At 71.6% G+C, this 12,950-nt stretch carries 14 protein-coding genes; 3 read left to right on the top strand and 11 right to left on the bottom strand.

Annotated features, from left to right (window positions below; translation table 11 throughout):
- Positions 1-9: 9 nt before the first annotated feature.
- The 11 genes from nuoK to ACERUJ_RS09590 are packed head-to-tail and all read right to left on the bottom strand — an operon-like array spanning position 10 to position 10,504.
- The gene (gene nuoK / locus ACERUJ_RS09640) at positions 10-312 is read right to left on the bottom strand and encodes an NADH-quinone oxidoreductase subunit NuoK (RefSeq protein ID WP_370248305.1); all 303 of its coding nucleotides are present in this window, start codon (positions 310-312) and stop codon (positions 10-12) included.
- Complete coding sequence (locus ACERUJ_RS09635) at positions 312-1,166, bottom strand: NADH-quinone oxidoreductase subunit J (RefSeq protein ID WP_370248304.1); 855 nt, start codon at positions 1,164-1,166, stop codon at positions 312-314. The genes nuoK and ACERUJ_RS09635 overlap by 1 nt, the downstream gene beginning before the upstream one ends.
- Positions 1,163-1,747: an NADH-quinone oxidoreductase subunit NuoI gene (gene nuoI / locus ACERUJ_RS09630; RefSeq protein WP_370248303.1), complete on the bottom strand. Its 585-nt coding sequence runs from the start codon at positions 1,745-1,747 to the stop codon at positions 1,163-1,165. Before nuoI ends, ACERUJ_RS09635 begins: the two co-directional genes overlap by 4 nt.
- A complete protein-coding gene (nuoH, locus tag ACERUJ_RS09625) occupies positions 1,747-3,063 on the bottom strand; it encodes an NADH-quinone oxidoreductase subunit NuoH (protein WP_370248302.1) in 1,317 nt (438 codons plus the stop codon). The genes nuoI and nuoH overlap by 1 nt, the downstream gene beginning before the upstream one ends.
- Positions 3,063-5,477: an NADH-quinone oxidoreductase subunit G gene (locus ACERUJ_RS09620; protein ID WP_370248301.1), complete on the bottom strand. Its 2,415-nt coding sequence runs from the start codon at positions 5,475-5,477 to the stop codon at positions 3,063-3,065. The genes nuoH and ACERUJ_RS09620 overlap by 1 nt, the downstream gene beginning before the upstream one ends.
- Positions 5,474-6,784, bottom strand: a complete 1,311-nt coding sequence (gene nuoF / locus ACERUJ_RS09615; RefSeq protein ID WP_370248300.1) for an NADH-quinone oxidoreductase subunit NuoF — start codon at positions 6,782-6,784, stop codon at positions 5,474-5,476. The genes ACERUJ_RS09620 and nuoF overlap by 4 nt, the downstream gene beginning before the upstream one ends.
- A complete protein-coding gene (gene nuoE / locus ACERUJ_RS09610) occupies positions 6,777-7,496 on the bottom strand; it encodes an NADH-quinone oxidoreductase subunit NuoE (RefSeq protein WP_370248299.1) in 720 nt (239 codons plus the stop codon). Before nuoE ends, nuoF begins: the two co-directional genes overlap by 8 nt.
- Positions 7,493-8,839: an NADH-quinone oxidoreductase subunit D gene (locus ACERUJ_RS09605; RefSeq protein ID WP_370248298.1), complete on the bottom strand. Its 1,347-nt coding sequence runs from the start codon at positions 8,837-8,839 to the stop codon at positions 7,493-7,495. Before ACERUJ_RS09605 ends, nuoE begins: the two co-directional genes overlap by 4 nt.
- Positions 8,839-9,543 (bottom strand): NADH-quinone oxidoreductase subunit C, encoded by a 705-nt coding sequence (locus tag ACERUJ_RS09600; protein WP_370248297.1) that lies wholly within the window; start codon positions 9,541-9,543, stop codon positions 8,839-8,841. The genes ACERUJ_RS09605 and ACERUJ_RS09600 overlap by 1 nt, the downstream gene beginning before the upstream one ends.
- Positions 9,540-10,094 (bottom strand): NADH-quinone oxidoreductase subunit B family protein, encoded by a 555-nt coding sequence (locus ACERUJ_RS09595; RefSeq protein ID WP_370248296.1) that lies wholly within the window; start codon positions 10,092-10,094, stop codon positions 9,540-9,542. The genes ACERUJ_RS09600 and ACERUJ_RS09595 overlap by 4 nt, the downstream gene beginning before the upstream one ends.
- A 50-nt stretch (positions 10,095-10,144) precedes the next feature.
- Complete coding sequence (locus ACERUJ_RS09590; protein WP_370248295.1) at positions 10,145-10,504, bottom strand: NADH-quinone oxidoreductase subunit A; 360 nt, start codon at positions 10,502-10,504, stop codon at positions 10,145-10,147.
- A 313-nt stretch (positions 10,505-10,817) separates the two neighbouring features.
- Between ACERUJ_RS09590 and ACERUJ_RS09585 the strand changes: the two genes are divergently transcribed.
- The 3 genes from ACERUJ_RS09585 to ACERUJ_RS09575 are packed head-to-tail and all read left to right on the top strand — an operon-like array spanning position 10,818 to position 12,843.
- Entirely contained in the window at positions 10,818-11,435 is a 618-nt protein-coding gene (locus tag ACERUJ_RS09585; protein WP_370248294.1) for an AIM24 family protein, read from the top strand.
- 5 nt (positions 11,436-11,440) lie between these two features.
- Positions 11,441-12,082 carry an AIM24 family protein gene (locus ACERUJ_RS09580; RefSeq protein ID WP_370248293.1) on the top strand — a complete coding sequence of 214 codons (642 nt, stop codon included), beginning with the start codon at positions 11,441-11,443 and terminating at the stop codon, positions 12,080-12,082.
- Entirely contained in the window at positions 12,082-12,843 is a 762-nt protein-coding gene (locus ACERUJ_RS09575) for an AIM24 family protein (RefSeq protein WP_370248292.1), read from the top strand. The genes ACERUJ_RS09580 and ACERUJ_RS09575 overlap by 1 nt, the downstream gene beginning before the upstream one ends.
- Positions 12,844-12,950: the final 107 nt, after the last annotated feature.

Below are 12,950 nucleotides of genomic sequence, written 5' to 3'. Positions count from 1 at the left end.
TCTAGCCCTTCAGAACTTCAGCAGGCTCGCGTCGTCGACCGAGGCCGAGCGACGGGTCCGGAAGATGGTCATGATGATCGCGAGTCCGACCACGACCTCGGCGGCGGCCACGACCATCACGAAGAAGGCGGCGATCTGACCGTCGAGGTTGCCGTGCTGCTTGGCGAAGGCCACCAGCGCCAGGTTGCAGGCGTTGAGCATCAGCTCCACGCACATGAACACCACGATGGCGTTGCGGCGCACCAGCACGCCCACGGCCCCGATGGTGAACAGGATCGAGGACAGCACGATGTAGGGGGTGACGTCGTCCATCAGGACCGGCCCTCCTGACCGGGGGTGTCGCCGGGGGTGTCGCCGGGGGCCTCGGCCGGGGCCTCCCCGTCCTCGGCGGTGGGCGCGAGGGACGGGCCGCCGTCGCGCAGCCCGAGCTGACGGCGCAGCTCGTCGATGTCGTCGGCCAGCGCCGGCGCCGAGCGCACCGTGCCGCGGGCGGCGAGGACGCGCGGCACCGAGGACTCCGCGGCGGTGCCGTCGGGCAGCAGCGCGGGGGTGTCGACGGCGTTGTGGCGGGCGTAGACGCCGGGGGCCGGGAGCGGCACGAGCGGCGTGCCCTTCTCGGTGAAGTCGCGCACCCGCTGGGCGGCGAGGTCGGCCTGGGTGCGACGCGGGGTGAGCCGCTCGCGGTGGGCCAGCACCATCGCCCCGACGGCGGCGGTGATCAGCAGCGCGCTGGTGACCTCGAAGGCCAGGATGTAGCGGGAGAACAGCACGTTCGCGACCGCCTGGATGTTGCCGCCGGTGTTGGCCTCCTCGAGGCCGACCGGGTCGCCGAGCACCAGCTGGCCCAGGCTGAGCACGAGCAGCAGGCCGAGCAGCAGGCCCGTGACGGCGGCCAGCACGCGCTGGCCCTTGATCGTCTCGACCACCGAGTCGGCGGCGTCGACGCCGACGAGCATCAGCACGAAGAGGAAGAGCATCAGGATGGCGCCGGTGTAGACGATGATCTGCACCGCGAACAGGAACGGCGCCTCCAGGTTGAGGTAGAGCACCGCGAGGCTGATCATCACCACGGCCAGCAGGAGCGCCGCGTGCACGGCCTTGCGCACGAACAGGATGCCGAGCGCGGCCGCGACCATGAGCGGGCTGAGGATCCAGAAGGCGGTCACCGGCCCTCCCCCGCTCCGCCGGCGGCCGGGGTGGCCGGCGCGGCGCCCGTGGCGCCGCGGTAGTAGGCCGACTCGTCCTCGCCCAGCAGCATGGGGTGGGGCGGCTGCTCCATGCCCGGCAGCAGCGGGGCGAGCAGGTCGGACTTCTCGTAGATGAGGTCGGTGCGGTTGTCGTCGGCCAGCTCGTACTCGTTGGTCATCGTCAGCGCGCGCGTGGGGCAGGCCTCGATGCACAGCCCGCACAGGATGCAGCGCAGGTAGTTGATCTGGTAGACGCGGCCGTAGCGCTCCCCGGGGCTGTACCGCTCGCCCGCGGCGTCGTCGTTGGAGGCACCCTCGACGTAGATCGCGTCGGCCGGGCAGGCCCAGGCGCACAGCTCGCAGCCCACGCACTTCTCCAGGCCGTCGGGCCAGCGGTTGAGCTGGTGGCGGCCGTGGAAGCGCGGCGCGGTGGGGAGCTTCTCGAACGGGTACTGCTCGGTGACGACCTTGCGGAACATCGTCCGGAACGTCACGCCGAAGCCGGCGATCGGGTCCCAGAGCTGCTCCTTGAGCGTCTTGGTCTCGGGCTGGTCGGCCATCAGGCGTCCTCTCCTGCGACGCGGGCGGGGGTCGGCGGGCTGGCGAACACCAGCGGGGCGGCGGCGCCGCGCACCGCACCGGTGCTCGGCATCGGCGGGGTCGGGAAGCCGCCCTCGCGCGGGGTGAGGTCGACCTCGGCGTCCTCGGTGTCGGCGGCGCCACCGGTGCCGCCGACGAAGAAGAGCACCAGCAGGATCGCGGCGAGCACCCCGATGACGATGCGCAGGGAGTCGCCCTCCAGCCAGCCCTCGAGCTTGGCGGCCCGCAGCGTGGCGACCGCGACGATCCACACCAGCGCGATCGGGATGAGGCGCTTCCAGCCGAAGGCCATGAACTGGTCGTAGCGCAGTCGGGGCAGCGAGCCGCGCAGCCAGATGAAGAAGAAGATGAAGAACAGCACCTTGCCGAAGAACCAGATCACCGGCACGTAGCCCTCGTTGGCGCCCGCCCAGACCTTGTCGATCCAGAAGGGCGCGCGCCAGCCGCCGAGGAACAGCGTCGTGGCCAGCGCCGAGACGGTGGCCATGTTGATGTACTCGGCGAGGAAGAACAGCGCGAACTTGATCGAGGAGTACTCGGTGTGGAAGCCGCCGACCAGCTCGCCCTCGGCCTCGGGGAGGTCGAAGGGGGCGCGGTTGGTCTCCCCCACCATCGCGATCACGTAGATCACGAAGGACGGGATCAGGATCAGGCCGAACCAGAGGTCCTCCTGGGCCGCGACGATCTCCGAGGTCGACATCGAGCCGGCGTAGAGGAACACCGCCACCAGCGCCAGGCCCATCGCGACCTCGTAGGAGATCATCTGGGCGCTCGAGCGCAGGCCGCCGAGCAGGGAGTAGGTGGAGCCGCTCGACCAGCCGCCGAGCACGATGCCGTAGATGCCGATCGAGGCGACCGCCATCACGAACAGCACCGCCACGGGCATGTCGGTGAGCTGCAGCGGGGTGCGCTCGCCGAACATCGTGACCTCGGGACCGAAGGGGATCACCGCGAAGGTCACGAACGCCGGCACCGCCGCGATGATCGGGGCGAGGATGAAGACCACCTTGTCGGCGGCCTTGGGGAGGATGTCCTCCTTGAACATCAGCTTCACACCGTCGGCCAGCGACTGCAGCAGGCCGAAGGGCCCGTGCACGTTCGGGCCGATGCGGTGCTGCATGCGGGCCACCACGCGGCGCTCGGCCCAGATGTTGAACAGGGTGAGCAGCACGAGCACGAGGAAGATCGCGAAAACCTTGATGGTCAGGATCCACCAGGTGTCCTGGCCGAAGGCGGCCAGCTCGGTGTCCGCGGCGAGCGGGAGGACGGGGAGCATCACAGGTTGCCTCCGGTGACGGTGACCCGGGAGCCCGGGCCGGCGAGGTCGGTGAGCAGGCCCTGACCGGTGGAGTTGGCCGGGGCCCAGACGACGCCGTCGGCGAGGTCGTCGGCGACCTCGGCGGGCAGCGTGACCGAGCCGCGGTCGCCGGTGAGGGTGACGACGCCGCCCACGGCGTCGAAGACCGCGCGGGAGACCACCGCGGTGGCCGGGCGGGCCGTGGCGGCGAGGTGCTTGTCGCCGTCCTGCATCGACCCGAGGTCGAGCATGAGCTTCCAGCTGGCGAGCACCGGGCCGTCGCCGACGGACCCGGGCCCCTCGGCGGGCACGGGGACGAAGGGCACCCGCTCGCCGTCCCAGGGGCCGAGCTCGGTCATCTCGGCCCGGGCCTGGGCGACGGTGCGGAAGCCGAGCGGGGCGGCGTCGCCGAGGGCCGCGAGCTCCTCGGAGATGCCGGCCAGCACCCGGGTGTCGGGCAGCGCCGACGGGCTCGGCACGGCCGCCTCGAAGGGCCGGACCCGGCCGTCCCAGGTGACGAACGCGCCCTCCTTGGCCACCACGGGGGCGACCGGGAGCACGACGTCGGCGGCGCGGGTGACGTCGGTGGCCCGCAGCTCCAGGGCCACGACGAAGCCGGCGGCCTCGATCGCGGCGCGGGTGGCGGCGGGGTCGGGGGTGTCGGCGGGGTCGACGCCGGCGATCACCAGGCCGCCGAGCTCGCCCGAGGCCAGGGCGGCCACGATGGCCTCGGCGTCGCGGCCCGGGGTGGCCGGCAGGCCGTCGACGCCCCAGGCGGTGGCGACGTCGACGCGGGCGGCGGCGTCGGCGACCGGGCGGCCGCCGGGCAGCAGGGAGGGCAGGCAGCCGACCTCGAGGGCACCACGGTCGCCCGCGCGCCGCGGCACCCAGCCCACGCGGGCGCCGGTGCGCTCGAGGAGCGCGACGACGGCGCTCAGGCCGCCGGGCACGGCCGCGAGCCGCTCCCCGACCAGCACGACGTCGCCGGCGCCGAGGCCGGTGAGGTCGGCCAGGGCGGCCGGCTCCGCGCCGGGCGCGGTGGGCACCACGGTGGCGTGGAGCTTGCCGAGGCCGCGGGTGGTGAAGGGCGCGATCGCGGTGACGGAGGTGCCGTGGTGCAGCACCGCCTTGCGCAGCCGCAGGAACAGGGTGCCGGCCTCGTCCTCGGGCTCCAGGCCCACGAGCACGACGGTGCCGGCGGCCTCGAGGTCGGCGTAGGTGACGCCGCCCCCGGCCGGGGCGGTGCCGACGACGTGACGGCCCAGGAACGCCTCCTCCTCGGCCGAGTGCGGCCGGGCGCGGAAGTCGATGTCGTTGGTGCCGAGCCCGACGCGGGCGAACTTGCTGTAGGAGTAGGCGTCCTCGACCGTCAGCCGACCGCCGGTGAGCACCGCGACGCCGCCGGCGGCCCGGGCCGCGTGCAGGCCCTGCGCCGCGACGGCGAACGCCTCGGGCCACGACGCCGGCCGCAGCTCGCCGTCCTCGTCGCGCACCTGGGGGTAGGTGAGGCGGTCGTCCTGGGTGGCGTAGGTGAAGGCGAAGCGGTCCTTGTCGGTGATCCACTCCTCGTTGACCTCGGGGTCGTGGCCGGCCAGGCGCCGCATGACCGTGCCACGGCGGTGGTCCACGCGGATCGCGGCGCCGCAGGCGTCGTGCTCGGCGACGCCGGGGGTGGAGACGAGGTCGAAGGGGCGGGACCGGAACCGGTAGGACTCCGAGGTCAGCGCGCCGACCGGGCAGATCTGGATCGTGTTGCCGGAGAAGTAGGACAGGAACGGGGCGTCCTCGGCGATGCCGATCTGCTGCTGCGCCCCGCGCTCGACCAGGGCGATGAAGGGATCGCCCGGGATCTCGGCGGCGAAGCGGGTGCAGCGCTGGCACACGATGCAGCGCTCGCGGTCGAGCAGCACCTGGGGGCTGAGGTTGATCGGCTTGGGGAAGGTGCGCTTGACCCCGGCCTGGCCGCTGGAGAAGCGGGACTCGCCCTGGCCGTTGCTCATCGCCTGGTTCTGCAGCGGGCACTCGCCGCCCTTGTCGCAGACGGGGCAGTCCAGCGGGTGGTTGATGAGCAGGAACTCCATCACCCCGTGCTGGGCCTTCTCCGCCACCGGGCTGGTGAGCTGGGTGTTGACCACCATGCCGTCGGCGACCGGGAGGGTGCACGAGGCCTGCGGCTTGGGGAAGCCGCGCCCGTTGCCGGCGTCGGGGACGTCGACCAGGCACTGCCGGCACGCGCCGACCGGGGCCAGCAGCGGGTGGTCGCAGAAGCGCGGGATCGCGACCCCGACCTGCTCGGCGGCCCGGATCACCAGGGTGTCCTTGGGCACCTGCACGGCGATGCCGTCGATGGTGACGCTGACCAGGTCGACCCCGGTCTCGGCGGGGGTGGTCATGCGCTCACCGTCGCGGCGTAGGCGGTGGAGGCGCGGTAGGGGAACAGCTCCGCAGCAGGGGTGTGCATCCCGGCCTCGAACTCCTCACGGAAGTACTTGATCGCGGAGGCGATCGGGCTGGTGGCGCCGTCGCCGAGGGCGCAGAAGGAGCGCCCGAGGATGTTGTCGCACAGGTCGAGCAGGGTCTCGATGTCGCCAGGCTGGCCCTCGCCGCGCTCGAGGCGCTTGAGGGTCTGCACCAGCCACCAGGTGCCCTCGCGGCACGGGGTGCACTTGCCGCAGGACTCGTGCTTGTAGAACTCGGTCCAGCGCAGCACGACGCGCACCACCGAGGTGGTCTGGTCGAAGATCTGCAGCGCCTTGGTGCCGAGCATCGAGCCGGCCGCGCCGACGCCCTCGTAGTCCAGCGGGACGTCGAGGTGCTCGGCGGTGAGGATCGGGGTGGAGGACCCGCCGGGGGTCCAGAACTTCAGCTCCGAGCCCTCGCGCAGGCCGCCGGCGACATCGAGCAGCTCGCGCAGCGTGATGCCGAGCGGCGCCTCGTACTGACCGGGGCGCTTGACGTGGCCCGAGAGCGAGTAGAGCGTCATGCCGGCCGACTTCTCGGTGCCCATGGAGGAGAACCACGAGGCGCCGTTGCTCACGATGCACGGCACCGAGGCGATCGACTCGACGTTGTTGATCACCGTCGGGCTGGCGTAGAGCCCGGCCACCGCCGGGAACGGCGGGCGCAGCCGGGGCTGGCCGCGACGGCCCTCCAGGCCCTCCAGCAGGGCGGTCTCCTCGCCGCAGATGTAGGCGCCGGCGCCGGTGTGCACGACGACGTCGAGGTCGTAGCCCGAGCCGTGGATGTTCTTGCCGAGGTGACCGGCGGCGTAGGCCTCCGCGACCGCGGCCTGCACCCGCCGCACGACGTGGAGCACCTCGCCGCGGATGTAGATGAAGGCGTGGTTCGCACGGATGGCGTAGGAGCTGATGATGACGCCCTCGACCAGCGTGTGGGGGCTGGCCATCATCAGCGGGATGTCCTTGCAGGTGCCCGGCTCGGACTCGTCGGCGTTGACGACGAGGTACTTGGGCTTGGGGTTGTCCTGCGGGATGAAGGACCACTTCATCCCGGTGGGGAAGCCCGCGCCCCCGCGGCCGCGCAGACCCGACTCCTTGACCATCGTGATGAGGTCGTCGGGGGCCATGCCCAGGGCGGTGCGCAGCGCGGCGTAGCCGCCCTGCGCCTCGTAGGTGGCGAGCTTCCAGGACTGCGGGGCGTCCCAGGTGTTGGAGAGGACCGGGGTCAGGGTGTCAGGCATCGGTGGCCTCCTGTGCCGACTCAGGGGCGGTGAGTTCGGGCGCGGTCGGCGCGGTCCAGCCACGCTCGCGCGCGATGGCGAGCCCGGCCAGGGTGGCCGGTCCGCCCGACGGGCCCTCGTCGGCCCGTCCGTCGGGGAAGCCGGCGAGCACGCGCTCGGCCTCCCGCCAGGTGCACACCCGCGGACCGCGGGTGGAGGTGACCGGGCGGCCGGCGCGCAGGTCGTCGACGACCTGCACGGCGGAGTCCGGCGTCTGGTTGTCCAGGAACTCCCAGTTGACCATCATCACCGGCGCGTAGTCGCACGCGGCGTTGCACTCGATGTGCTCGAGGGTCACCTTGCCGTCGGCGGTGGTCTCGTCGTTGCCGACGCCGAGGTGGTCCTGGAGGCGGGCGAGGATCTCGTCGCCCCCCATGACGGCGCACAGCGCGGTGGTGCAGACGCCGACGTGGTACTCCCCCACCGGCTTGCGCTTGTACATCGTGTAGAAGGTCGCCACGCCGTTGACCTCGGCCGGGGTGATGCCCAGGATCTCGGCGCACGCCTCGATGCCCTCGGGCGTCACCCGGCCCTGCGCGGACTGCACCAGGTGCAGCATCGGCAGCAGGCCCGAGCGGGCCTCGGGGTAACGGGCGGCGATCTCGCGCAGCTCGCTCCACGTGGTCTCCGAGAGCGTGGTCTCCACCGCCTCGGGCGGGTTCGTGGCCGTCATCGGTCGACGCCTCCCATCACGGGGTCGATCGAGGCGATCGCGACGATGACGTCGGCCACCTGGCCGCCCTCGCTCATCACGCTGGTCGCCTGCAGGTTGGTGAAGCTGGGGTCGCGGAAGTGCACCCGGAACGGCCGGGTGCCGCCGTCGGAGACGACGTGCGCGCCGAGCTCGCCGCGGGGGCTCTCGATCGGGACGTAGGCCTGGCCGGCCGGCACCCGGAAGCCCTCGGTGACGAGCTTGAAGTGGTGGATCAGCGCCTCCATCGACTCGCCCATGATGTGGCGGATGTGGTCGAGGGAGTTGCCCATGCCGTCGCTGCCGACCGCCAGCTGGCTGGGCCAGCCGATCTTCTTGTCCGCGACCATGACCGGCGCGCCGTCGAGACCGGCGAGGCGGTCGGCGGCCTGCTCGACGATCTTGAGCGACTCCCACATCTCGGCGAGCCGGATGCGGAAGCGGCCGTAGGCGTCGGCGGTGTCCCAGGTCTGGACGTCGAAGTCGTAGTCCTCGTAGCCGCAGTCCGGCTGGGTCTTGCGCAGGTCCCCGGCGTAGCCGGTGCTGCGCAGCACCGGGCCGGACAGGCCCAGGGCCAGGCAGCCCTCGAGGTCGAGGTGGCCCACGCCCTCCAGCCGCGCCTTGAAGATCGGGTTGGCGTTGCACAGCGCGGCGTACTCGGGCAGTCGCTTGCGCATGAGCGCCACGAACGACCGGATCTCCTCCAGGGCGCCGGGCGGCAGGTCCTGGGCCACGCCGCCGGGGCGGATGAAGGCGTGGTTCATGCGCAGGCCGGTGATGAGCTCGAACAGGTCGAGCACCAGCTCGCGCTCGCGGAAGCCGATCGTCATCACCGTCAGGGCGCCGATCTCCATGCCGCCGGTGGCGATGCACACCAGGTGGGAGGAGATGCGGTTGAGCTCCATGAGCAGCACCCGCATGACCTGCGCCTTCTCGGGCACGTCGTCCTCGATGTCGAGCAGCCGCTCGACGCCCAGGCAGTAGGTGGCCTCGTTGAAGAAGGGCGAGAGGTAGTCCATCCGGGTGCAGAACGTGGTGCCCTGCGTCCAGGAGCGGAACTCCATGTTCTTCTCGATGCCGGTGTGGAGGTAGCCGATGCCGCAGCGGGCCTCGGTCACCGTCTCGCCCTCGATCTCCAGGATCAGGCGCAGCACGCCGTGGGTGGAGGGGTGCTGCGGGCCCATGTTGACCACGACCCGCTCCTCGACGCCCTCGGCGCCGGCCAGGCCGTCCACGATCTCGTCCCAGTCACGCCCGGTGACGGTGAACACCTTGCCGTCGGTGGTGTCGTTGGCACCGGCGTAGAGGTCCTCGGTGGTGCTCATCAGTGGTAGCTCCTCCGCTGGTCCGGCGGCGCGATGGTGCCGCCCTTGTACTCGACGGGGATGCCGCCGAGCGGGTAGTCCTTGCGCTGGGGGTGGCCCGGCCAGTCGTCGGGCATGAGGATCCGGGTGAGCGCGGCGTGGCCCTCGAAGACGATCCCGAACATGTCCCAGGTCTCGCGCTCGTGCCAGTCCAGGGTCGGGTAGACCGAGGCGAGGGAGGGGATGCGCGGGTCGGCGTCGGGGGCGGTGACCTCGACCCGGATCCGGCGGTTGTAGGTCATCGAGGTGAAGTGGTAGACCGCGTGCAGCTCGGCGCCGGTGTCGCCCGGGTAGTGCACGCCGTTGACGCCGGCGCAGAACTCGAAGCGCAGGGCGGGGTCGTCGCGCAGGGCGCGGCCCACGGCGGGCAGGTCCTCGCGGCGCACGTGGAAGGTGATCTCGCCGCGGTGCACGACCGCGCCGATCGGGCCGCCGACGGCCTCGAGGGCGTCGGCGACGTCGTCGAACCAGCCGCCGTAGGGCCGCGGGGCGGCGCCCGGCAGCACGACCGGGCTGACGAGGCCGCCGAAGCCGCTGGTGTCGCCGGTGCCGGAGACGCCGAACATGCCGGTGCGCACCCCGACGACGGGGACCTCGGTGCCCGGGGCGACCGGGACGGCGTCGCCGCCGGGCGTGGCGCCGGGGGTGGAGGTGGGATCGCTCATCGCAGCAGCCCCTTCATGTCCGAGGTCGGGAGCGCCCGCAGCGCGGCGGTCTCGTTCGCCTGGATCTCCGCGATCCGGTTCGCGCCGAGCTTGGTGCTCTGCACCTGGTCGTGGAGCTTGAGGATCGCGTCGATCAGCATCTCCGGGCGCGGCGGGCAGCCCGGCAGGTACATGTCCACCGGGACGACGTGGTCGACGCCCTGCACGATCGCGTAGTTGTTGAACATGCCGCCGCTGGAGGCGCACACGCCCATGGCCAGCACCCACTTCGGGTTCGGCATCTGGTCGTAGATCTGGCGCAGCACCGGGGCCATCTTCTGGCTCACCCGGCCGGCCACGATCATCAGGTCGGCCTGGCGCGGACTGGCGCGGAAGACCTCCATGCCGAACCGGGCGAGGTCGTACTTCGGGCCGCCCGTGGTCATCATCTCGATGGCGCAGCAGGCCAGGCCGAAGGTCGCGGGCCAGAAGCTGGCCTTGCGCATGTAGCCGCTGAGTCCCTCGACCGTGCTGAGCAGCACGCCGCTGGGGAGCTTCTCCTCGATACCCATTCCAGTGGTCCTCTCTCGATCCGGTTGCGGTCCGCCGGGGTGCCCCGGGATCAGTCCCAGTCCAGGCCGCCGCGACGCCAGACGTAGGCGTAGGCGACGAACACGGTGGCGATGAAGATGACCATCTCGACCAGGCCGAACAGCTTCATCGCGTCGAAGTGCACGGCCCAGGGGTAGAGGAAGATGATCTCGATGTCGAAGACGATGAAGAGCATCGCGGTGATGTAGTACTTCACCGGGAACCGGCCGCCACCGACGGGCTGCGGCGTCGGCTCGATGCCGCACTCGTAGGAGTCGAGCTTGGCCCGGTTGTACCGCGAGGGCCCGACGAGTGCGCTGGTCACGATCGAGCCGACCGCGAACAGGGCCGCGAGCGCGGCGAGCGCGAGGACGGGGGTGTACAGCTCCATCGGGGCTCCTTCCACATCGGCGACGCCTCCGGCGCGACCCGGCCCCACGGCTTGTGAACCAGATCACGAGGTGTCGACGCCTCATCCTGCCACCCCACGTCGGCAACGTCACACGGGGGTGTGGGCAAGATCGCACGCGCACCGGTGGGACGGCCCACCCCTCCCGGTGACCCGCGCCGGGAGGCCGCCGTCCACCCCGGGTTTCCCGGCCGTGCGCGCAGGGGATGCAGCAGCCAGCCGAGGGCGGCTAGTGTCCGTCGTCGGGAGCCTGCGGGGACCCACCCCGTCCGATCAGGAACGATCAGGAGCACGCATGGCGAGTCTGTCCGCCCACAAGAAGATGCTGCACGCCGATCTGACCGGAGACACCATCCGCGCCGCCCAGGGCTCGATGGTCGCCTACACCGGTCAGGTCACGTTCAAGAACGCCGGCATGGGCGGGGGCGGCGGCCTGCGGGCCGCGCTGCGCCAGCGCGTCGCCGGTGAGTCGATCAACCTCATGGAGTGCCAGGGCCAGGGCCGGGTCTACATCGCCCAGTCCGCGCTCGACGTCACCGTCGTCGGCCTGTCCAACGACAAGCTCACCGTCGAGTCCGAGCACATCCTGGCCGTCACCGACGGCCTCAAGCTCGACGTGCAGTTCTCCGGCCTGCGCGGCATGACCAGCGGCCAGGGCCTGGCCACCACGAGCGTGAGCGGCACCGGCCAGTGCGCGATCACCTCCGACGGGCCGCTGATCGGCCTCGCGGTCGTGCCGGGCCAGCCGCTGGTGGTCGACCCCGACGCCTACGTCGCCGGCACCGGCAACCTGCAGATGAACCTGGTCTCCGGCGTCACCTGGCGCAGCGTGATGGGCGAGAGCGGCGGCGAGCCGTTCAGCCTGCGCTTCGAGGGCCAGGGCACCGTGTACATCCAGCCGGCGGAGAGGTGAGCGGCGTGTCGTTCGAACAGATCAACAGCAAGGTCGTGCGCACCGAGGTCGCCCCGGGCCGCGAGGTCATCGCCCGCCGCGGCTCGATGCTCGGCTACGAGGGCCAGGTGACCTTCCGCCCGATCTCCGGTCAGGGCCAGGGCATCGGCGGGATGATCGGCTCCGCCCTCGCCGGCGAGAGCACCTCGAACATGGTCGCCGAGGGCCAGGGCAAGGTCATCTACGGCTTCCGCGGCCTGCACGTCACCGTCGTCGAGCTCGGCAACGAGACCCTCACCGTCGAGGCGAGCCGGCTGCTCGCCTACCACGCCCACCTCTCGGTCGGGGTCGAGATGATCGCCCAAGGCGGCATCCGCCAGGCCGTGGCCGGCGCCATGACCGGCCAGGGGCTGTTCACCTCCAAGATCAGCGGTGTGGGCACCGTCGCGCTGCTCTCGCACGGCGGCACCGTCGAGCTGCCGCTCAACGGCGAGCAGATCGGCGTCGACCCCCAGGCCTACGTCGGCCACACCGGGGCCCTCAACGTCGACCTCAAGGCCGCCGTCGGGTTCCGCGACCTCGTCGGGCGCGGCTCCGGCGAGGCCTTCCAGCTCCAGTTGTCCGGCCACGGCCGGGTCTACGTCCAGGCCTCGGAGGAGAAGTTCTGATGATCGAGATGTCCGGCTCCACCGTCTACGACCCGAACACCCTGCCGGTCGACGACAACATCAACCCCTACGCCTTCTCGATCAACCTGGCCGGTGAGTGGTTCACCTCCAAGGGCGCGATGATCGCCTACTACGGCCAGATCGAGTTCGCCGCGGTCTCGCAGTACGCCTCCCGCGCCGCCTGGGTGGCGGCCCGCTTCTCCAGCCCGATCTACTCCCAGGACTGGGTGGTGGCCTCGGGTCACGGCAAGCTCGTGATCGGCGACCGCGGCAACGACATCAACTCCTTCGACCTCGACGGCGGCAACCTCACGATCAAGGCCGCCAACCTGCTGGCCTTCCAGACAGGCCTGGAGCTCAAGCAGTCGATCATCCCCGGCTACCTCACCCTGATCGGCACCGGGAAGTTCCTGGCCTCCTCCAACGGCCCGGTGATCTTCGTGGAGCCGCCGTTCCGCGCCGACCCCGACGCGCTGCTCGGCTGGGCCGACTGCCCCTCGCCGTGCCAGCACTACGACTACAACTGGATGACCCAGTCGTTCATGGCCGGCATGGGCGCGATGTTCGGGCGGGAGTCGGGCGAGGAGCGCCAGTACGACTTCACCGGCTCCGGCACGATCCTGATGCAGTCCTCGGAGCAGATGCGCGCCGACGGCTCGCTGATGCGGCTGGTGGAGTCCCAGACCCACCTGCTCGACGCCCAGTCGGCCGGGGCCCTGGGCCAGCGACTGATGGCGCGGGCCCAGCAGGCGCAGTACTGAGCCCCGATCCCTCCCGCCCCCGCCGGCGTGCCGCGAGGCCCGTCCCACCTGCCGGTGGGGCGGGCCTCGGTGCGTGATGGGGGCGGCGTCGGGGTCCCGCGGGCGCG

It is taken from the genome of Nocardioides sp., from assembly GCF_964228225.1.
Lineage (GTDB): Bacteria > Actinomycetota > Actinomycetes > Propionibacteriales > Nocardioidaceae > Nocardioides.
Note: the sequence above shows the minus strand (reverse complement) of the source record. Positions and strands in the feature narration are given on the sequence as shown.